Source organism: Methylobacillus methanolivorans (assembly GCF_044751345.1).
Classification (GTDB): Bacteria; Pseudomonadota; Gammaproteobacteria; order Burkholderiales; family Methylophilaceae; genus Methylobacillus; species Methylobacillus methanolivorans.
On sequence record NZ_JBIWXY010000001.1, the window covers coordinates 1,007,601 to 1,028,360 of the forward strand.

Below are 20,760 nucleotides of genomic sequence, written 5' to 3' on the forward strand. Positions count from 1 at the left end.
ATGCTCCGGGTTAGGATCAGCCCCCCGCCTTGAGGTTGCGTAGCTTGCTGGTAGCAAGCGCCGCAGCCGCAGTGCGGGTTTCCACGCCCAGCTTGGCGAAGACATGCTCCATATGCTTGTTGACGGTACGCGGGCTGGTGCCGAGGATATCGCCAATGTCGCGGTTGGTCTTGCCCTTGATCGCCCAGTAGAGCACTTCGGATTCGCGCTGGGTGAGACCAAAGGTTTGCATCAATGCCTCGATCTGGGCGGCGTCAGATTCTTCCCTGAGGATAATGACCCATTGCTCCTCGGCATTCAGGTCTGCCAGGGAAAAAATCAGGCGCCCGCTACCCTGCACGACAGAGAGAGGCAAGCTCTCCGTGCCAGCACTCTTCAGGTTACCTAACCATTTGAGCAATGCAATTGGGGTCAAGGTATCCGTATCAATATCACTGGCAGTGAAATAACGATGCATCCAGTCACGTGCCAAAGGCGTTTGCCAAACGATGCGCCCACTATGTGGCAATACGGCAATCGCCGCCTGCCCAAAGGCATCAAGAGCACCACGTGCCTGGTGCATCTGGCGTGATGCTTGCAAATGCGTGCTGATACGTGCCAACACCTCGGCAGTGCGGATAGGCTTGGTGACATAATCAGTGCCTCCAGCGGCAAAGCCTGCCACGACATTCTCCGACTCAGTCAGTCCCGTCATGAAAATCACCGGGATGTGACGGGTATTGAGGTTGGCCTTGAGCCTGGCACAGACCTCAAATCCATCCAGCCCCGGCATAATCGCATCCAGCAGGATAATATCTGGGCGTGCATCTTCCGCACGCCGAAGCGCGGTTTCGCCATTATTAGCTACCAGCACCATGTAGCCAGATTCATCGAGCGCATCATGCAGCACGGCTAGGTTATCCGGCACATCGTCCACAATCAGCACCACCGCGGTCTCTTTTCTAGCCTCCATCATTCACTTCTTCCAGCATTCTCTGCATTGCTTCAAGTTCAAATTGTTGCGATAGCTTGCGCATGGCCGCAACAAAGGTCTCATATCGGTCATCTTGGCCGATCTCGTCAAGCTTGCGGGTAATGCCTTTTACATATCCCACCTTGATCAGCGCCATCAATTCATCCCGCTGCTCCCTGGATGGCGTCTGCACCTCATTCACCTCATGCCTGAGCGTCACATCGGCATCGCTCACCACACTACCTACCTCGGTCACCCACTCCAGTTTGAGCTGCTCGCCTATCCAGCGTAACAGCTCCATCACATTCACCGGCTTGACGATGAAATCCGATGCCGGAATACCAGCAGTATTTTCCAGCCCCTTATCGAAGGCATTGGCTGAAACGATGGCAATAGGCACATCCGACTGATGCACCTTGCGTATCATGTAGCTCGCCTCCCAACCATCCATGTCCGGCATAGCCAGATCCATGAGGATGACGTTGGGCTTAAATCCGGTATACACCTGCAAACACTCACGCCCGCTTGCCGCCTCTGCCACTTCAAAACCCAATGGCTGAAGGATATTTTTCAGTAGCTCTCTATCCACTTGCTCATTATCCACCACGAGAATCCGTCGGCGTGGGCCTTTATAGGCCAAGGGCATGGGCATTGAGGCATTCTCGATCTCTTCCGGTACCCGCACCTGGGAAAGGAACAGGCGAATATGGAACTGGCTACCCTGGCCAGGGGTGCTACGCACAGTGAGCTGCCCACCCATGAGCTCGGTCAGCATCTTGCTAATCGTAAGACCAAGGCCTGTACCACCAATATTGCTGTTGGCAGCGGCTGAGCCACGGGCAAAAGGCTCGAACACCTTCTCAATTTCCTCAGGCGCAATGCCGGGGCCAGTATCCTCAATGCTGATATTCAACATCTCGCGTGCATAGCGCAACTTGAACGATACCCCGCCTTGGCGCGTAAACTTCACGGCATTGCCGAGGATGTTGATGAGAATCTGGCTCAGGCGCTTCTGGTCGATGCGCACCACCTTGGGCAAATCGCCCTGCAATTCATAGTGAAAATTGATGCCCTTGTTATGGGCCTGCAACTCGAACATGCTCACCAACTGCTGGATAAACTCCGGGAAGCGTACTAGGCGCAGATCGAACGTGAGCTTGCCGCTCTCGATGCGGGCAATATCCAGTGTGCCCTCAATCAGCGATAACAGGTGCTCGCCACTGCGGCGAATCACGTGTATGGATTGACGGCGGTTTTCCGGGATAGTCGGGTCGTTATCCAGCAACTGCGCATAACCAAGAATACTGTTCAGCGGTGTGCGTAACTCATGGCTAATGCCCGTGATATAGCGACTCTTGGCCTGATTGGCCTGCTCAGCCACCTGCCGCGCACGTTGCAGCTCGGCATCGGTCTGGCGGTGCAACATGATCTCACGCTGTAACAGGTTGGTCTGGCGGTTGGATTCCTCCTGTGCCACCCGGCGGCTTTCAGATGTAAGCACAATCCACCAGGCAATAATGCCGCTGGCAAATGCCAATGCGGCAAACACCTTGAAATAGCCCAGCCTCAGCTCAGGCAGCAAGGCTTCTTTTTCGCCCGTAAAGGTGAGCGACTCATGGAAATAGATCAACCCGAACAAGGCACTGAGGAAAGCCAGCGTCACCGCCATGAGCAGCAGATAATGCCCCAAGCCGCTCTGCATGACCTCCACCCAGCTTTCCGGCAATACGCGCCGCATGACACGCTGCCATTGGTACTCAATGCGCCCATGGGGCTTGCAAGTATCGTTACAGCGCGCATCCAGGGAGCAACACAACGAGCAGATAGCACCCTGGTAAGCCGGGCAATGCGCCATGTCGTTGATTTCATATTCCTTTTCACAAATGCTGCAACGCTGTACGCGGATGATAGGCTGATACATCACTGGCTTGCGCGCAATGTAATAACGACCCTTGGTTGCCCAGGCAATCAGCGGGGATGTCACCAACGCCGTAGTGAGCGCGATCATGGCAGAAAAAGCCTCAGCCTCAACGCCAAACAGACCGAAAAACGCCATCACGGAGAGTATGGAGGCAATGCCCATGGCCCCCACTCCTACCGGGTTGATGTCATAAAGATATGCCCGGCGGAACTCAATGCCCTTGGGACTGAAGCCCAAAGGCTTATTGATGACGAGGTCAGCCACCACAGCCGTGATCCAGGAAATAGCGATATTGGAATACAAGCCCAGCACCTGTTCCAGCGCCTGGAACACGTCCATTTCCATCAGGATGATGGCAATCATGGCATTGAACACGACCCAGACCACGCGCCCAGGGTGGCTGTGAGTCAGGCGTGCGAAGAAGTTAGACCATGCCAGCGATCCAGCATAGGCATTGGTCATATTGACTTTGAGCTGGGAAATAACAACAAAAAACACCGTCACCGCCAGCACAACTTCAGGGTTGGCAAAGACTTCACTAAAGCCAACCAGGTACATCTGGTTAGGATTCACCGCCTGCTCGAAGGAACGTGCTCCCTCCACGGCCAAGTAGGCCAGCAAGGCCCCGCCCAGCATCTTGAGCATGCCAAGTGAAATCCAGCCTGGCCCTGCCATCAAGACGCCCAAATGCCAGCGAAAGCGGTTTTTCTGGGTTTTTTCCGGCATAAAACGCAAGAAATCGACCTGCTCGCCAATTTGCGGGATCAACGCCATACCCACTGCCATCGCCGTGCCAAACATCAGCAGGTTGAAATCGCCGTCATAGCCGGACTTGCCAGCGAACTCGGTCAAGCGGCCAATCACTTGCGGGTCTTTATAAACAATGAAGATATATGGCAAGGCCAACAACACCAGCCAGATTGGCTGGGTAATCATCTGGATACGGCTGATCAAGGTGACGCCATGTGTCACCAAGGGCACGATAACCAAGGCGCTGACCAGATAACCCGCATAGAGCGGCAAATCAAAATATAGCTCCAGCGCATAAGCCATGATGGCGGCTTCCAGCGCAAAGAGAATGAAGGTAAACGATGCGTAGACAAACGACGAAATGGTGGAACCAATATAGCCAAACCCGGCACCACGAGTGAGTAAATCCATATCCAGGCCAAAGCGCGCAGCATAGTAACTAATGGGCAGGCCAGTCATAAAAATGACCAAAGCGATGGCCATGATAGCCCAGAGGGCATTGGTAAAACCGTAGTTGATGGCAAGCGTGCCACCAATGGCTTCCAGTACCAGGAAAGAGATGGCACCAAATGCCGTATTGGCCACACGGAAGATAGACCACTTGCGGAACGCCGATGGCGTATAACGCAGTGCATAGTCTTCCAGTGTCTCGTTGACGACCCAGGTGTTGTAGTCGCGACGCACCTTGACGATGCGCTGCGTAGGTTCCGTTGCCTCGCCAGCGCCCCCGCTCGCCCCTGCCTGATACTGATAGTCAATTGTCGTCATGCAGCCGTGTCATTCCCCGTTAATGCGCCTACCATCAGTGCAGCAAGTTTCAAGCCAGTCAGCAGTTACACAGGAATTCTCCCAACCATCACGAGAAATGCAGGACAGCGGCTGTTCAACTTGCCATGAGCCAGGCACCAAGCACCATCATGGTGCACCCGAAAATTGAATGCACCAAGGCCAGGACAAGCCGTCCGTAAACATCTGGAGGTAAAAAAAGACTCCTCTGGTAAGACTTATATAGAGCGAGTTTCATGCAGCATATGAATCGTTATCTTGCGGACTTCCATTTTGCTCAGCTCAATATGACTTTGCATCAAACGACATGCCTCATCGCTGCGACTTTTCAGAATGGCTTTGAGAATCTGGGTATGCTCGTCGTAAGTAGCTGTAATCCGTGAAGGCTTCGTAAAGTCGAGCCGCCGGATGATTCTGATTTTTTCGCTGACATCTTGATGTACCCTGGCGATCTCTGCATTGCCTGCCGCACGAACCAGACTACAGTGAAATGATTCATCCAATGCCGAAACCCTAGCAATATCAGTCAGTCTTGCATCTTGTTTAACCAACCAAATATCGCTCAACGGCTTTAATGCAATCAATACGTGGTCAGGTGAGAATTGCCCCAAGCGCTTGATGGCATCCAGTTCCAACACGATGCGCAATTCATACAAATCTTCAAACTTCTCAAAATCAAAAGGGGCAACCTGCCAGCCATTACGGAATCTAACTTCGACATAGCCCTCCTGCTGCAAGCGGAACAAGGCTTGACGAATGGGAGTCCGGCTGGCAGAGAGCCTTTGCGCTATTTCCTGCTCAGTAAACCGGTCACCAGGAATCAGGCGAAACTCAAAAATATCATCCTTAATCGCCTGATATATGCGCTCAGCAATCGCAGGAGGTCTGTTTTTTCGTAGTTCTCCCTCTTTTACACTAGGCTGCTGTAATTGCACTTAAACCGCCGCTTTCCACTTATTGAGGATCAATGAGAACCAACATATCCCCTGGTGAGACAATATGGCCTACCTTGGAACGTACATGGTGCACCCTACCTGCAACACTGGCTTGAACCGTCATTTCCATTTTCATGGCTTCGACAATCATCAGAGTGTCACCTATTTCCACGGTTTGCCCTGGTTCAACCAGTATCTTCCAGACGTTACCATTCAGATTGGCCAGCACTTTATGAAGAGTGTCATCAATGTCGTCCTGCTCTAGGGCAATATCGGCTTGTTGCTCATCTTCTTCACTGTTTTGCCACAGGGCAACCTCTGCATCAAAAGCCGATTTCTGCTTGGCTTGAAATGTGGCAATGCTGTCCTGATTTCTTTCAATGAAATCGAGATAGGCGGCATAGTCAAATGTGCTTTCCTCGATGCGTATCTCGGCACGGCCTTCCCTGAACTCCTCGCGTAGCTTGGTCAGCTCATCCTCGGAGACAGGATAGAACCTCACCTCGTCAAAGAAATGCAGCAGCCATGGCTTGCCATCCTTGAACTGGGCATTCTTCACGTACTTGTTCCAGATAGGCAGGGTTCGGCCTACCAACTGATAGCCGCCCGGCGAATCCATGCCATAGATGCACATATAGACGCCGCCGATACCCACCGTGCCTTCTGCCGTAAAGGTGCGAGCCGGATTGTATTTGGATGTCAGCAATCGGTGCCTTGGATCAAGTGGCACGGCACAAGGCGCATCGAGGTAGACATCGCCCAAGCCCAGGATCATGTAACTGGCATCGAAGATGATGTCACGCACTTCATCGCGCGACGACAGTCCATTGATACGCTGAATGAAGTCCACATTGTTGGGCAACCATGGTGCCTTGCTCTTCACTGTCTCCTGGTAGCGTTGCACTGCCCCTAGAGTGGCGGAATCCTCAAATGCCATTGGCAGATAAACCACCCGGTTAGGTATCTTGATATTGTTGGCATCCGGCAATTGTGCTTCCAACGCTAACAGCCGCTGGATCAGGTCGTTTTGCAGAATCTTGTTGCTGTCATAGCGGATTTGCAACGAACGCACACCAGGAGCTAGCTCTTCAAGCCCAGTAATTTGAGCCTTGTTGATAGCCTCCATCAACAAGTGCACGCGCAACCTCAGTGCCAAGTCCAGTACATTGTCGCCGTATTCAAGCAGGATGTAGGCATCACCCGCCTGCCGATAGGTAACTGAAGGACGATACCCCTCTTCTGGTAGTTCAGCCAGGATAGTCGCGGAGCTGGTATCACTAGGCAGTAATGAATAACCAGTATGTGCTGGCGTTGCTTGCTCGCACAGGGTTTCCAGCGTGCTCAATTGGGCTTGCTCAAGCGCCTGGGCTTCATCGAAGCTAATTGGATGGAAGCGGATCTTGTCACCGGGCTTAACCTGACCGACCTTCCACAGTTCAGCCTTGGCAATCGTCACTGGGCAGACGAAGCCCCCCAGGCTGGGGCCATCGCGCGTCAGGATGACAGGAAAGTCGCCGGTAAAGTTGATACTGCCTATCGCATATTCGCAATCATGCACGTTGGAGGGGTGCAATCCGGCTTCACCACCATCGGTACGCGTCCAGCTTGGTTTGGGGCCGGTTAAACGGATGCCCAGCCGGTTGGAGTTGTAATGCACCTCCCACTCGGCATCAAAGAAGGCATCAATGGACTCCAACGTAAAAAAATCAGGCGCACCATGCGGGCCATACAGCACTCCGATGTTCCAGGTTGTCCCATAATGTGGGATCAGGTCGGAACTCATCGCCTGCGGCAAGCTGATTGGTGCAGGTGTTGTGGATGCTGGCAATGCCGGATCGGCAATCTGCAACATATCCGCAGGCCGTAGTGTCCGGCCTGCATGTCCGCCGAACTGACCCAAGGCGAACGTGGATCGGCTACCAAGGTATAGAGGCACATCGATACCATTACGGATTGCAACGTAAGTGCGGCAACCACTAGCAGCCCGGCCTACCTTCAGCACTTGACCTGCCTTGACGTTGATAGGCTGCCAATAAGCAACAAACTCATCGTCCAATGTCGCGGGACAATCGGCACCTGTCAGTGCAATCACGGCATCCTGATGGAATTTCAGGCTGGGGCCTTGCAGTGTGCATTCCAGTCCGGCAGCGCTTTCATGATTGCCGACGATACGATTCGCCAAGCGAAACGCGTAATCGTCCATCGGGCCGGAGGGTGGCACGCCTATGCTCCAGTAACCCAGACGGCCTGGATAGTCCTGCACACTGGTATAAGTGCCAGGTTCCAGCACTTCAATCACGGCAGGCACGAACTGGTAGTGGTCAAGGAACCTAGTCCAGAATGAAGCCTGATTGAATTCCGGGCTGGTAATGATCTGACGGAGATATTGCAGATTGGTGGAAATGCCGTGCAGGCGCGTGTGGGCCAATGCAGTTTCCATTTTCTTGATCGCCGCGGCACGGTCGCTGCCATGCACAATCAATTTGGCAATCATGGGGTCATAAAAAGCCGACACTTCCGTGCCGGTCGAAATCCAGCCATCGATACGCGCATCGTCCGGGAAGTAAACTTCTGTCAGTACACCAGGACTAGGCTGGAAATTCCGTAATGGGTCTTCTGCATAGATCCGTACCTCGATCGCACATCCTTGAGGAGCACTATGCATACGCTCCCAATCCAGAGAGTCTGTATCACCTGCAGCCACCTTGAGCATGCACTCAATCAAGTCCAAGCCCGTCACCATCTCGGTCACTGGGTGTTCAACCTGCAATCGTGTATTTACTTCCAGAAAGTAGAACTCATCGCGCTTGTGGTCGTAGATAAATTCCACTGTGCCAGCGGAGCGATATTTGACCAGCTTGCCCAACTCAACAGCGGCCTGGTGCATCGCTTTGCGGGTTGCTTCTGGCAGGTTAGGTGCTGGGGTTTCTTCAACCACTTTCTGGTTACGGCGTTGCAAGGAACAGTCACGCTCTCCCAAAGCGGCAACATTGCCCAGGCCATCGCCGAACAGCTGCACTTCCACGTGCCTTGCCTGATCTACGAAGCGTTCAAGAAACACGCCCGAGTCACTGAAAAACTGCTCGCCCATACGCTTGACTGAGTCATAGGCATTCCTGAGATCTTCCTCGCTATCGCAACGCGTCAGACCAATACCACCGCCACCTGCCGTGCTCTTGAGCATGACGGGATAGCCAATGCCTTCTGCTGTGGTCAATGCTTCTTCCAGCGTTGCCAGCAAGCCGCTACCGGGCGCCATGGGGACATTAGCTTCAGCCGCAAGCTCACGCGCTCTGTGCTTTAGGCCAAACTCACGAATCTGTTCCGGGGTCGGGCCGATGAACGCAATACCTTCTGCTTCACAGCGTTCTGCAAAGTCAGCGCTTTCAGACAGAAAGCCATAGCCTGGATAAATAGCCTCAGCACCCGTTTCCTTGGCAGCCTGAATAATCTTATCTATCAGCAGGTAACTTTCGTTGGCCTTGTCGCCGCCGAGTGCTACTGCAACGTCCGCATCCTGCACATGCGCCGCGTTTCGGTCTGGATTGCTGTAGACAGCCACACTCTTGACCCCGAGTTTTTTCAGGGTACGGATGGCGCGTACGGCGATTTCGCCACGATTGGCAATTAATACGGTACTGAACATGCGATGCCCTTTTCTGTCTGGTTCTTGTTCTGGATAAAGGCACGCCATCCGCCAAAGTGCGTAATGTCACATGCGCCTTCCAGCGCCCACGGCTCACAGATGAATCCTTTAACAATCCGACCGTCCTCGGTTTTCACATTCCCGATACCGAGCGGTGGCGGAATCTCCCTGACGAACTCTCCGAACCGGGCAATCGGCATTTCCCAGATTTCGATGATGATGGATTCGCCCTTGCTGTCCCTGGCTAAACCTGGCTTGGGAGGCGTGGTGCCAGGCAATGCATAGAGCTTGTACTCTGGCGCAGTTTTGGTGGTTTCGATCAATACCGCATCACGCGTGGTCAGCTGGAAATTAAGTGGCATGCCGGTCAAGTGCGCACCGACCACGGCCACTTTCACGCTGCTCGCAAGGTTGTCGTCAGCATCGGGATGGCTGGTATACGCGCGACCAGTTGCACCAAGGGGCAGTGAGAGAAATTCCTGCCAGCGCTTACCCAAATCAGCCAATGCCTGGTCATGCCAAGTTGAGGCAATCAAGGTAATACCCGCAGGCAGGCCATCCTCCCGGAACCCGGATGGCAGCGCCAAGGCACTGAGGTCAGCCAGGTTAGTGAAGTTAGTGTAAGTGCCGAACTGGGAGTTGTAAGCGACAGGCTCCTGCTCGATTTCTACCAGTGTGCGAATAGTTGGCGTGGTAGGAACAACCAAGGCATCATAAGCCGATAAGGTCTGCTGAATCGTGCGAGCCAGCGCCTGCCGTTTATACTCGGCGGCAAAGGTATCGCAAGCCGAATATTTCTCGCCGTTGCGTACGATATTGGCCACCACCGGGTTGATCGCATCAGGATCGCTCTTCAGCAAATCATTGAGTACCACTGTACGTTCTGCCACCCACGGCCCGTAATAAAGTAGCTCAGCCAGCTCAGAGAATGGGCTGTAATCGATCGCCTCAATTTCACACCCCATGGCCTGGAGTTTTTCCAGTGATTGCAGATAAACCTGCTCAGCCTGTTTGTCACCGAAGAATTCCAGTTTATCGGGGATCGCAAGTTTGGGCTTAGACGATACTTTGGTAGATGCAGTATTGGGATTTTGGCGAGAGTAAGGATCGGCAGCATCAAAACCGCCAGCTGCCTGTGCGACTTTGACGGCATCATCGACGGTTAATGCAAACACGGAAACACAATCCAGGCTGCGACAGGCGGGAATCACCCCAGCGGTGCTTAACCAGCCCCGTGTAGGTTTCAAGCCCACAATATTATTGAAGCCTGCCGGCACTCGGCCTGAACCTGCGGTATCAGTACCTAGTGAGAAAGTAACCAGTCCTCTGGCAACGACTGATGCCGAGCCTGAACTTGAGCCTCCGCTGACATATTCCGGGTTAAAGGTATTGGGTACAGCGCCATACGGAGAACGAGTGCCGACCAGCCCGGTAGCAAATTGGTCAAGGTTGGTCTTGCCCAGCAGAATCGCACCTGCAGCCTGAAGATTGGCCACGACGGTGGCATCTACCTCAGCCTGATATTGATAAGCAGGACAAGCTGCTGTCGTAGACCAGCCTTTGGCATCAATATTGTCCTTGATGGCGAAAGGTACGCCATACAACGGCAGCTTGCTCTTGTCGCCTTGATGATCGGCAAGCAGCTTTGCGAGTTGAGCTAGCTGTCGATCCAGTTGTGCCTCGGATGCAATCCAGATCCAGGCCGGTTCATCCTGATCGAAAGTTAATAGAAGTTCGGAAAGTAATGCTTGAGGGGTTTGGTGATTTGCATATGCTGCGGCCCAATCCGCGATTGTCCAGCCTATGCTTTGAGTGCCTGCTGCCATTTTGTGCTCCATCTTGTATACAAGACAGAGAGTAAAGGGCTACCTTGCGACCGGAAATACGCAATATTGCGTATTGCATTGTTAAATTAAGAGTCTGAACCGAGATTGCAAATGATCTGCATCATTGAGTTCATCTTGCAAGTCTAGGCAATAGGACATAGTCGAAAACTGATTAAGTGCATCATGAAGTCTGAAGTCAATTTATAACCAATACCAGTTTCAATCACTGATTGAATCCCTCCCACGTTCAAAACAATCAAAAAAGCCAGCACAGCGGTGCTGGCAAGGCGCGCGACACGCAGACAGTACAATAAGTACGGCAAGTGAGCGCAACGCCGCCAGCAGGCTGTTTTGTTTGTTTTCTTATACGGAGAGGTAGCCTTTGATCTTGGCCGCATCCACTTCGCTACGCTTGTTCTCGTGGATGAAATTGCCCTTATCAATCACGATGATGCGGTCCGCGATTTCCATGGTGAAGCTCAACACCTGCTCAGACACAATGATGGTGATTTCGCGCATCTTGCGGATTTCATTCAGCACCTTGGCAATGTCCTTGATGATGGATGGCTGGATACCTTCAGTCGGCTCATCCAGCAGCAACACTTTAGGGTTGGTCACCAATGCACGGGCAATCGCCAATTGCTGTTGCTGACCACCGGACAGGTTGCCACCCTTGCGACCGCGCATATCGTAAAGCACGGGGAATAAGGCGTAGATGTCCTCGGGAATCTGGCGTGACTTGGATTTTTCCAGGCCAGTCTCGATGTTTTCCTGCACAGTCATGGTCGGGAAAATCATGCGGCCTTGCGGCACATAAGCCAACCCTTTTTGCACGCGCTGGAAAGTTTCACTACCACCGATATCTACACCATCCACCGTGGCCTTTGTGCTTTTGCTCGGCAGGATACCCATCAGCGACTTGAACAAGGTGGTCTTACCCATACCGTTGCGGCCCATGATGGCGAGGGTTTCGTTCTTGGCGGCGCTAAAGCTGATGCCGTGGATCACTTCACTTTGTCCGTAACTGACTGTCAGGTCTTTAACTTCTATCATTTTCTATCCTTTCATTGTCCGGGCTGGCAGCGCGACACTGGAAGAATCGCGCCGCATCTTGGCATTAGTGGCCCAGATAGACCTCAATCACTTTTTCGTTGGCCTGCACCTTGTCCATGGCACCTTCGGCAAGAATCTTGCCTTGGTGCAGCACGGTCACCTTGTGCGCGATCTTCTTGACGAACTCCATGTCATGCTCGATCACGATCACAGAGCGGTTCTGGCAGATGCGGTTGAGCAGCTCAGCCGTCTGGTCACGCTCCTTGGCACTCATGCCGGCGACTGGCTCGTCCAGCATCAACAGCTCAGGCTCTTGCATCAGCAGCATGCCGATCTCCAGCCATTGCTTTTGCCCGTGGCTCAGTAGTGCTGCCTCCATGCCGAGGATATCCTCCATCATGATTTCCTTGGCGATCTTGTGCACCTGCGCCACAACGGCATCGCTACGCTTGAAGAACAGGCTGCCAAATACGCCACGGCCCTTGGGATAAGACACTTCCAGGTTCTGGTACACCGTGAGGTTCTCGTAAATCGACGGTGTCTGGAACTTGCGGCCTACCCCGGCACGCACGATCTCGTGTTCGGAAAGCTTGGTCAGCTCGCGGTTCTTGAACTTGATTGAACCGGCAGTTGATTTGGTCTTGCCGCAGATCAGGTCCAGCACCGTAGTCTTACCCGCGCCGTTAGGACCGATCACCACACGCAACTCGTTCTTGTCGATGTACATATTGAGCTTGTCGACCGCCTTGAAACCGTCGAACGATACGGTCAGGTCTTCGATAGCCAGTACGAAATCAGTATTACTCATGCTTTCACCCCTGCTTCCTTGGTTTCAACTGGCGTTGGTACTGCATCAGCCTTCTTGGCTTTTGGTGACTCTTCAGACAACTTGCGCAGGAAAGGTACTTTCTTCGCATATTTGTCGTAGATACCTGCCAGGCCATTGGGGAAGAACATCACCACAGCAATGAACAGGCCGCCCATGAGGAACAACCACATTTCAGGATAGGTTTCAGAGAACATGGTCTTGCCTGCATTTACCAGCAAGGTGCCATACACCGCACCGATCAGGGACATACGGCCACCCACGGCTGCGAAGATCACCATTTCGATCGAAGGCACGATGCCAATGAAGGTAGGTGACATGAACCCAACCTGCAAGGTGAACATCGCACCACCAATCGCCGAGATCATGGCAGACAGGCAGAAGATGAATATCTTGAAGTTGGATACATCGTAACCTGAGAAGCGCACGCGCTCTTCCTTGTCACGCATCGCCAGCAGCAACATGCCGAACTTGCTGGATAACACATAGCGAGAGAGCAGGATGCAGCCAATCAGCAATGCAGCATTGACGTAATACAACACATACTTGGCGCTATCAGTACGGATATCCCAGCCCAACAGTGTTTTCAGGTCGGTAATACCATTCACACCGCCGGTATAACCTTGTTGGCCGATGATCAGGATGCTCAAGATCAGTGCGATCGCCTGAGTGATGATGGCGAAATACACACCACCCACACGACGCTTGAACATGGCGTAACCGATCAGGAAGGCAAACAAGGTAGGAATCACCAGGATCGCCAGGATAGTGAGTGGCAAACTCTTGAACGGCTCCCAGAACCATGGCAAGGCCGTGAGCTGGTTCCAATCCATGAAGTCAGGGATGCCAGGGGTAGACTGAATCGCAGTGCTCACCGGGTCAGAAGCCTCAAGCTTGAGGAACATCGCCATCGCATAACCACCTAGGCCGAAGAAAATACCCTGCCCCAGGCTCAAGATACCGCCATTACCCCACAACAACACCAGGCTGACCGCCACGAAAGCGTAAGTCAGGTATTTACCCACCAATCCAAGACGGAAGGGATCCAGCCCCAGTGGCAACAGCACCAGGATCAGGGCGGCGAGAATGCCGAGGCCGATGGCCCCCTGCTTTCCGCCTAGCATTTTGCTTAATGTTTCGTTCATAGTGTTCCCCTTACTTACTTACTTACTTACGTACTTTGGATGCAAACAGGCCTTCTGGACGCATCATGAGGATGCCGACGATCACCATCAGGGTCGCGACCTTGCCCATGGAACTGGTCATGAAGAACTGCAGGATGGATTGCGCCTGGGCGATACCGAAGGCGGAAGCAATCGTGCCTAATACGCTGGCTGCACCACCGAAAACAACCACCATGAAGCTATCGACGATATAGAGCGAACCTGTCGTCGGGCCGGTAGAAGCAATCGTGGTAAACGCAGCACCTGCCACACCGGCAATGCCACAGCCGAGTGCAAAGGTCACACGGTCAACCTTCTTGGTATTAATGCCCACAGCACCTGCCATGACACGGTTCTGCACCGTAGCACGTACACGCAAGCCCCAACGGGAACGGAACATGAAGATAAAGACACCCAAGGTCACTACCGCAGCCAGCACCAGCACGAACACCCCATTAATCGGGATATCAATATCAGGCGTCGGCTGGAAGGAGCCCATGAGCCATTCTGGCAACACGGCGCTGACTTCCTTGGCACCAAAGGTAGAACGGAAAATCTGCTGCATCACCAGGCTCAAACCCCAGGTAGCAAGCAAGGTATCGAGCGGCCGCTTGTAAAGATGCCGTATCAGGGCAAACTCGACGATATAACCGATGATGAACGCGATAATAAACGCCGCAACAATCGCGAACAGAAAGTAGTAATTCACAATTCCGTAAGTCTCGGCAACCCGGGAAAGAAACACAGTGGTATAGGCGCCTATGGCCATAAATTCGCCATGGGCCATGTTAATCACACCCATTTGCCCGAAGATGATCGCCAGGCCAAGTGCCATCAGGAGAAGAACGCTGAACAGGCTCAATCCGGAGAAAGCCTGCATGACAACGATATTGCCTATCTCTGCCATTGAATAATCAAACATAATCGGCCTCCAGCCTTTTACTTACGAAGATAAAACATTTGGTACTCGCCACAACAACCCCAAGCGGGGCTGTTGTGACTTCTTGCATGTAAACCACTAGGTGATTATTGGTAGCCCTTTGGGAACGGATCAGGCTTGATCAACTCGGACTCGTAAACAACATCCGCTTGACCATCAGCACGCCACTTACCTACGCGCAGCTTGCTTTCCAAGTGGTGGTTAGGATCAACCTTCACGTAGCCTTCTGGTGCTTCCTTGAACTCGTAGCCAGGCAATGCTGCTGCTGCCTTATCTACATCGAAGCTACCAGCACGCTCAACTGCAGCCTTCCACAGCCATGGGCCGAGGTAAGCAGCTTGTGTCACGTCACCAATCACAGCCTTAGGACCCCACATCTTCTTGAACTCAGCAACGAACTTCTCGTTGTTTGGGTTCTTCAAGGATTGGAAGTACTTCATCGCGGAGTAGAAACCTTCCAGGTTCTCACCGCCAATGCCCAGAACTTCATCCTCGGTCACGGAGATGGTCAGCATGTTCTGCTTCTTGGAGTTCAGGCCTGCAGCGTTCAATTGCTTGAACCATGCCACGTTACTGCCACCCACCACCGCTGCGTAGATCACATCAGGCTTCTTCAGCTTGATCTTGTTGATCACGGAGCCGAACTGGGTATCACCCAAGGCGATGTACTCTTCACCCACGACCTTGCCACCCAGATGCTGCTCAATGTGCTTACGAGCGATCTTCATGGATGTACGTGGCCAGATGTAGTCAGAACCGATCAGGTAGAAGGTTTTGGCCTTCTTTTCCTTGGCGATCCAGTCCAGGCCTGCCAGGATTTGCTGAGTCGCTTCCTGACCGGTGTAGAACACGTTCTTGGATTGCTCCAGGCCTTCGTAGAAAGTTGGGTAGAACAACAGGCCATTATCTTTCTCGAACACTGGCAATACCGCCTTACGTGAAGCGGAAGTCCAGCAGCCGAATACTGTTGCTACCTTGTCCTTTTCCAGCAGCTTCTTGGATTTTTCAGCGAAGGTTGGCCAATCGCTGGCGCCGTCTTCCTGAATAATCTCGATCTTGCGGCCCAGTACACCGCCCATGGCATTAATCTGGGCAATCGCCAGCTTCTCAGCCTGGATGGAACCGGTTTCACTGATCGCCATGGTGCCAGTGGAGGAATGCAAAATGCCTACCTTCACGACCTTGTCAGTGACAGCCAAGCCAGTGGTATTGACCTTGGCAGTGGAAGTATCAGCAGCAAAAGCGCTACCAGAAATAATGCCTGCTGCGAGCATTGCCCCCATCAGGGCGCCTGTTTTAGTGATGAACTGGCGTCGATTTGTCTTACTCATCAGATTTCTCCTGAAATTAAAACTAAAAAAGTGGGGTGATCAACTAAATTAACTGCCTAGGATGTTCAGCATTGTTTGAAAGCAAGGCGCAACGCCGCTATCACGTAATACTGGACACCCCTAATGCCCCAACATCCAGGGGCGGGCCGTCTTCTTGGTTTGCATCTGCAATAGGCTTCCTTTCTCTTTTCCCTGAGTGGATTGCTTCGAAGTCGATGATGAACCGCAGGTATGACCCCCAGAGCACCCACAGCTAGAGCGGCGGGTAGACCGGGGTTCATGGGCAGATTTTTCGTTGCGTTCATGCGCGCTTCGTTGAGCCTTGCCCATGATGGCCAGGCGTGGTGCGGAGACAATGCGCTCACTCAACTCGCCGCAATCTGGGCAGATCGTAGGCTCGCTGGAGGTACTCATTTTTCCCAGTGCGGAAAACACACCGCACTCATCACATCTGTATTCATACATAGGCATGGCTCTTCCCCTTATGCTTTCAAATCGTCAATCAAGAAGTCTGTGATCAGGATGTCTTGGCGACATCCACGTTGCCGGTGATGATCTTCACTGGGCCATCGGCATTCGGCTTCAGGTCAAAGTCAAAGATCTCGGTTGGCAACCACAGGGTGGCACACGCATTCGGGATATCCACCACACCGCTGATATGGCCTTCAACCGGTGCAGTTCCGAGAATTGCCACGGCCTGCTCACCGCTGTAGCCAAACTTCTTCAGGTACTCAATCGCGTTGAGGCAAGCCTGGCGATAAGCCACTTGTACATCCAGGTAGTGCTGCTTACCCTGCTCATCCACGGAAATACCTTCAAAAATCAGGTAGTCACGATAGTTAGGTGTCAATGGGCTAGGCTGGAACAGTGGATTCTTGACGCCATACTTCTTCACACCATCCTTGATCAAGCTGACCTTGATATCGAGGTAGCCAGCCATTTCGATCGCACCGCAGAACGTGATTTCGCCATCGCCCTGGGAGAAGTGCAAATCGCCCATGGAAAGACCGCCATCCTTGACGTAAACCGGGAAGAAAATCTTCGAGCCCTTGGTCAAGTTCTTGATATCGCAGTTACCACCATGATCGCGTGGAGGCACCGTACGTGCGCCTTCCTTGGCTGCTGCTGAGGCCTCTTCGCCGCTCAGGCGGCCCATGACGGCACCCGTTGGATTGGGAGGCAAGCCCAATGCTGGCACACGATCAGGATCAGTAGCGATTAATTCAGCTTCGCGCTTGTTCCATGTATCCAGCAACTCACGGGATGGCAAGCAGCCAATCAAACCCGGGTGCATGATGCCAGCGAACTTGACGTTGGGAACATGGCGGGAGGTGGTATAGATACCGTGAAAATCCCAGATACTTTTCGCTGCTTCAGGATAATGATCAGTGAGGAAGCCACCACCATTTTCCTTGGCAAACAAGCCATTGAAACCCCATTGTTGATCTTGCAAGGTACCTACATCCAGGATATCCACTACCATCAGATCGCCCGGCTCAGCACCTTCAACACCAATCGGGCCACTCAGGTAATGCACCTGCAACAGGTCGACATCACGAATATCGTTTGCGCTATCGTTGTTGCCGATCTGACCACCGGTCCAGTCCATGCACTCAACACGGAACTCGTCACCAGGCTTGACCATGGCGACCATGGGCAAATCAGGATGCCAACGATTGTGAATCTGGCCGTCCTGTTCCCAGGCTGGCTTGTCGAAATCCAGCTTAATCAAGGTCTTCATCTATACATCCTCCTTAAGAAACTCAACTCATGACGGCCGTCACTCCATTTAGGAATGGCGGCCATTCCCAACTAGAATTGCAACTGCAGCGCAAACACGATGCTGTCAATATCAGAAACATTCGTGGTGCTTTGCTTCGAGTAGAACCCACTAACCTGCGCGTTGTATCCATCAATGATGTAGGAAACGCCTAGGTCATATTTCTTGATATCGATCTTCGAATCTGCATTGAATTTCTGGTAGCGAACGAATGGCTGGAATTGTCCCCAACCCACCTTTTCATTGAAGATATAGCCAGCACCAGCGGAATAAGCTTTACCTTGCTCGCTCAGGAAGACATCATCGGTGTCATAGTCGTAATAGGCTGCTTCCAATGACAGAGCGCCAGGTCCTACGCCTTTCTTCTCAAGTAGGAAGTCAACACTGTAAGAGCTGTACTTACCTTGTTCGGCAGCGGATACAGCACCATTGTTCTGGGTTCTACCAGCAATACCGACAGCAAGAATGTCTTTGGTACCAAGATAATTGCCGGTACCGTAGTAACCTGGCTCAAGGTCCCAAAAATCGTACTGGAGGCGACCGGCATACATCAGACCATCCGAACCACGTACAGAAGCAACTTGGCCTGCAACTGGTGCTATCTTGAATGCAGTATTGCCTTCGAATACACCGAAGGAGTAGTTCAAGCGTCCTTCTAGAAGATTACCAACCACAGCCACACCATCATCACGACCAATGTAGCCTCCATTAAAGCCATAACGTGATGCAATACTTGCCCAGTAGTTACCACCCAGTGAATAGTAAGGACCTGCCATGTTGGCGCGATCACTTGGAGACAAGAAGCGACCAGCCCAGATACTGAAGTTAGGTGTCAATTCAATAATGCCGGCAGCATCAATGACCTGGAAACCTTCACCAGCGATATCCTTTTCAGTGGTCAGGATACCTTTGATATATTTGTTTAACGATCCAGAAATCATGATACGAGCGGAATTCAGATCAAAATCATTGGAGCGAGAGCTTCCGTTGGCAGCACCGTTTTCTACACTGGAAAAACTGCCGATCATGCCAAAGCCGATACTGATTGACTTATCTTCACCAAAAGTGATCGTGCCAGCAGCTTGTGAACTCATGGATGGCAATGCAGCAGAGGTTGCCAGTGCCACCAACAGCGCACACTTCTTCATCTTGAATTTCATTTCCCTTACCCCTTTGTTTAAGTTTCACCAAAAACCATCAAACCGAACGGTGAACTACCCGCCAAATCTTTCGTGTTGCCAGATTAGCGATTGAGGGGGTCGGCTTAAATACGTCATATTGCGTACATGCCAGAATCAGGCCGCATGGTAATTTGGCCTCGTCGACAATCAACGCCTATGCCGGGGCTGGCATGGGAAATATGGAAAAATACATGAATAATCAAGGATTAATAACGACAATTCCAGCTACCGTGACTCTATGCTTGGTATTGGCAGGATGCGGTGGTGAATTTGCATATAAAAGAGGCGCTGGCGTACACGACCTCAACACGGCAAAAAATGCATGCCAGGCACAAGGCCTGCAAGGGAATGCATTTGCACAATGCATGGAAAACAATGGCTGGATATTCCACAACCCACAGGACAACCTGGATGATGATGACCCCGTCATCAAGGCATCACTAAAGAATGACTATCGAGATATCTCAACAGTGCAGAAACCGGCACCTGTTGTGGCAATCGCTGCCGACGCAAAAACCGGGGTGACACAAGAAACACCGGCACCAGCACCCAAGAGCCCTCTGGATATGTTTACTATTAGCTCATGGTGGAAAATGGGCAAAGGTGCAGACAACCTCAAGGCTGATATCCAGCAATGCGTGGCAAAGCTGGGGCCAGAACACCAGCCTGATATGTCAGGTACCACGGCAAAAGCGAGCCGAGGCTTGTTGCTCTGCATGAGGGAACTGGGCTGGAAAGCGCTACAGGCGCAGTAAGCCAGTGAATAGCCTATACACAGCGCCCCACAAAATCTGTGCATAACTTTGTGGGCAGTCTGGGGATGGCAAAATTAACTTGCTGATGCAATAAAGAGAAATGCCGCTGCCTATTTTCTAGGCAGCGGCATCATTTGAGGCGTAATACAGAGTGGCTTAGGCCATGTGCACTTACATGTGGACTTAGCTATATTTGCGGAACTGCCCCACCACCACCCCAAAAATCTCGAAATCACCATTGGGGCGAATCACCGGAAAATCCTTGTTGGCAGGAATCAGCACAAACTGCCCATCCTCCTTACCCAAAGTCTTGAGCGTAAATTCCCGGTTGAGGATAGCCACGACAATATCGCCAAGATTGGCAAAAGGACGTTTTTCCACAATCACGACATCGCCATTGAAAATCCCGGCGTCCTTCATCGAGTCACCACGCACGGTGATGAGGATGGTCTGCGAAGGCTTCTCGATGAGGTAATCATCAATACCCATCGTGTCCAGGGTATCGCCGTATGATGGTGTGGCAAACCCGGCCTGTACCGTGCTCTCAGCCAGGATACGCTCGAAAAAGCGCCTGCCAGGCTTGAGCCGCTTGTCAGGCGCATAGTCGAGGAAGCCCTGTAACTTGAGCCGCGCCACGAACGATGTCACCGCATTCTTGGATTTGAACCCAAGCAATTGCGCGACATGGCTAAACGTCGGCAATGTCTTGTGCTCGGCGAAATAGTCCTGGATCTTGCCCAGGTATTCAAAGTCTTTGTCTTGTCCCATGAATGAAAATTTACTGTACGATCGTACAAAATGTCAACCCCTGTTTTGTTAAATTTTCCATGGGTGAATCCCATCTGCTAAACTTGATATTAATTATCATTTGTATGCATTATGAACTCCCCAAGCACGCCGCCTGCGCCCCATCCT

At 52.2% G+C, this 20,760-nt stretch carries 15 protein-coding genes; 1 reads left to right on the plus strand and 14 read right to left on the minus strand.

Annotated elements, in window-relative coordinates:
* Positions 1-16: 16 nt before the first annotated feature.
* From ACIKP9_RS04630 to ACIKP9_RS04690, 13 genes are all read right to left on the minus strand, one after another.
* Positions 17-955 carry a response regulator gene (locus ACIKP9_RS04630; protein WP_400879909.1) on the minus strand — a complete coding sequence of 313 codons (939 nt, stop codon included), beginning with the start codon at positions 953-955 and terminating at the stop codon, positions 17-19.
* Positions 942-4,391, minus strand: coding sequence for a hybrid sensor histidine kinase/response regulator (locus tag ACIKP9_RS04635; protein WP_400879911.1), 3,450 nt, complete (start codon positions 4,389-4,391; stop codon positions 942-944). The genes ACIKP9_RS04630 and ACIKP9_RS04635 overlap by 14 nt, the downstream gene beginning before the upstream one ends.
* Positions 4,392-4,627: 236 nt before the next feature.
* Positions 4,628-5,344 carry a GntR family transcriptional regulator gene (locus tag ACIKP9_RS04640; protein WP_400879914.1) on the minus strand — a complete coding sequence of 239 codons (717 nt, stop codon included), beginning with the start codon at positions 5,342-5,344 and terminating at the stop codon, positions 4,628-4,630.
* Between the two features lie 19 nt (positions 5,345-5,363).
* A complete protein-coding gene (gene uca, locus ACIKP9_RS04645) occupies positions 5,364-8,990 on the minus strand; it encodes an urea carboxylase (RefSeq protein ID WP_400879916.1) in 3,627 nt (1,208 codons plus the stop codon).
* Positions 8,972-10,816, minus strand: coding sequence for an allophanate hydrolase (gene atzF / locus ACIKP9_RS04650; protein WP_400879919.1), 1,845 nt, complete (start codon positions 10,814-10,816; stop codon positions 8,972-8,974). The genes uca and atzF overlap by 19 nt, the downstream gene beginning before the upstream one ends.
* A gap of 363 nt (positions 10,817-11,179) precedes the next feature.
* The gene (gene urtE / locus ACIKP9_RS04655; RefSeq protein ID WP_400879922.1) at positions 11,180-11,869 is read right to left on the minus strand and encodes an urea ABC transporter ATP-binding subunit UrtE; all 690 of its coding nucleotides are present in this window, start codon (positions 11,867-11,869) and stop codon (positions 11,180-11,182) included.
* Between the two features lie 64 nt (positions 11,870-11,933).
* Positions 11,934-12,677 (minus strand): urea ABC transporter ATP-binding protein UrtD, encoded by a 744-nt coding sequence (gene urtD / locus ACIKP9_RS04660; protein ID WP_400879925.1) that lies wholly within the window; start codon positions 12,675-12,677, stop codon positions 11,934-11,936.
* Positions 12,674-13,840 (minus strand): urea ABC transporter permease subunit UrtC, encoded by a 1,167-nt coding sequence (gene urtC, locus ACIKP9_RS04665; RefSeq protein ID WP_400879928.1) that lies wholly within the window; start codon positions 13,838-13,840, stop codon positions 12,674-12,676. The genes urtD and urtC overlap by 4 nt, the downstream gene beginning before the upstream one ends.
* Positions 13,841-13,862: 22 nt before the next feature.
* The gene (gene urtB, locus ACIKP9_RS04670; protein ID WP_400879930.1) at positions 13,863-14,780 is read right to left on the minus strand and encodes an urea ABC transporter permease subunit UrtB; all 918 of its coding nucleotides are present in this window, start codon (positions 14,778-14,780) and stop codon (positions 13,863-13,865) included.
* 104 nt (positions 14,781-14,884) lie between these two features.
* Entirely contained in the window at positions 14,885-16,129 is a 1,245-nt protein-coding gene (urtA, locus tag ACIKP9_RS04675) for an urea ABC transporter substrate-binding protein (RefSeq protein ID WP_400879933.1), read from the minus strand.
* 120 nt (positions 16,130-16,249) lie between these two features.
* On the minus strand, positions 16,250-16,600 hold the full coding sequence (locus tag ACIKP9_RS04680; RefSeq protein WP_400879936.1) for an FmdB family zinc ribbon protein: 351 nt from the start codon (positions 16,598-16,600) through the stop codon (positions 16,250-16,252).
* A 46-nt stretch (positions 16,601-16,646) separates the two neighbouring features.
* Positions 16,647-17,870: a formamidase gene (gene fmdA / locus ACIKP9_RS04685; RefSeq protein WP_230347551.1), complete on the minus strand. Its 1,224-nt coding sequence runs from the start codon at positions 17,868-17,870 to the stop codon at positions 16,647-16,649.
* 71 nt (positions 17,871-17,941) lie between these two features.
* The gene (locus ACIKP9_RS04690) at positions 17,942-19,069 is read right to left on the minus strand and encodes a porin (RefSeq protein ID WP_400879939.1); all 1,128 of its coding nucleotides are present in this window, start codon (positions 19,067-19,069) and stop codon (positions 17,942-17,944) included.
* A 212-nt stretch (positions 19,070-19,281) separates the two neighbouring features.
* Between ACIKP9_RS04690 and ACIKP9_RS04695 the strand changes: the two genes are divergently transcribed.
* Positions 19,282-19,845, plus strand: a complete 564-nt coding sequence (locus ACIKP9_RS04695; RefSeq protein ID WP_400879941.1) for a hypothetical protein — start codon at positions 19,282-19,284, stop codon at positions 19,843-19,845.
* Between the two features lie 183 nt (positions 19,846-20,028).
* Here the strand turns inward: ACIKP9_RS04695 and ACIKP9_RS04700 are convergent, their stop codons facing one another.
* Entirely contained in the window at positions 20,029-20,613 is a 585-nt protein-coding gene (locus ACIKP9_RS04700) for a LexA family protein (protein WP_230347554.1), read from the minus strand.
* Positions 20,614-20,760: the final 147 nt, after the last annotated feature.

Excerpts from the sequence above, each read along its gene's own strand:
- ACIKP9_RS04630 (WP_400879909.1), bottom strand. The coding sequence starts at position 955 with ATGATGGAGGCTAGAAAAGAGACCGCGGTGGTGCTGATTGTGGACGAT.
- ACIKP9_RS04635 (WP_400879911.1), bottom strand. The coding sequence starts at position 4,391 with ATGACGACAATTGACTATCAGTATCAGGCAGGGGCGAGCGGGGGCGCT.
- uca (WP_400879916.1), bottom strand. The coding sequence starts at position 8,990 with ATGTTCAGTACCGTATTAATTGCCAATCGTGGCGAAATCGCCGTACGC.
- atzF (WP_400879919.1), bottom strand. The coding sequence starts at position 10,816 with ATGGCAGCAGGCACTCAAAGCATAGGCTGGACAATCGCGGATTGGGCC.
- urtE (WP_400879922.1), bottom strand. The coding sequence starts at position 11,869 with ATGATAGAAGTTAAAGACCTGACAGTCAGTTACGGACAAAGTGAAGTG.
- urtD (WP_400879925.1), bottom strand. The coding sequence starts at position 12,677 with ATGAGTAATACTGATTTCGTACTGGCTATCGAAGACCTGACCGTATCG.
- urtC (WP_400879928.1), bottom strand. The coding sequence starts at position 13,840 with ATGAACGAAACATTAAGCAAAATGCTAGGCGGAAAGCAGGGGGCCATC.
- urtB (WP_400879930.1), bottom strand. The coding sequence starts at position 14,780 with ATGTTTGATTATTCAATGGCAGAGATAGGCAATATCGTTGTCATGCAG.
- urtA (WP_400879933.1), bottom strand. The coding sequence starts at position 16,129 with ATGAGTAAGACAAATCGACGCCAGTTCATCACTAAAACAGGCGCCCTG.
- ACIKP9_RS04680 (WP_400879936.1), bottom strand. The coding sequence starts at position 16,600 with ATGCCTATGTATGAATACAGATGTGATGAGTGCGGTGTGTTTTCCGCA.
- fmdA (WP_230347551.1), bottom strand. The coding sequence starts at position 17,870 with ATGAAGACCTTGATTAAGCTGGATTTCGACAAGCCAGCCTGGGAACAG.
- ACIKP9_RS04690 (WP_400879939.1), bottom strand. The coding sequence starts at position 19,069 with ATGAAATTCAAGATGAAGAAGTGTGCGCTGTTGGTGGCACTGGCAACC.
- ACIKP9_RS04695 (WP_400879941.1), top strand. The coding sequence starts at position 19,282 with ATGAATAATCAAGGATTAATAACGACAATTCCAGCTACCGTGACTCTA.
- ACIKP9_RS04700 (WP_230347554.1), bottom strand. The coding sequence starts at position 20,613 with ATGGGACAAGACAAAGACTTTGAATACCTGGGCAAGATCCAGGACTAT.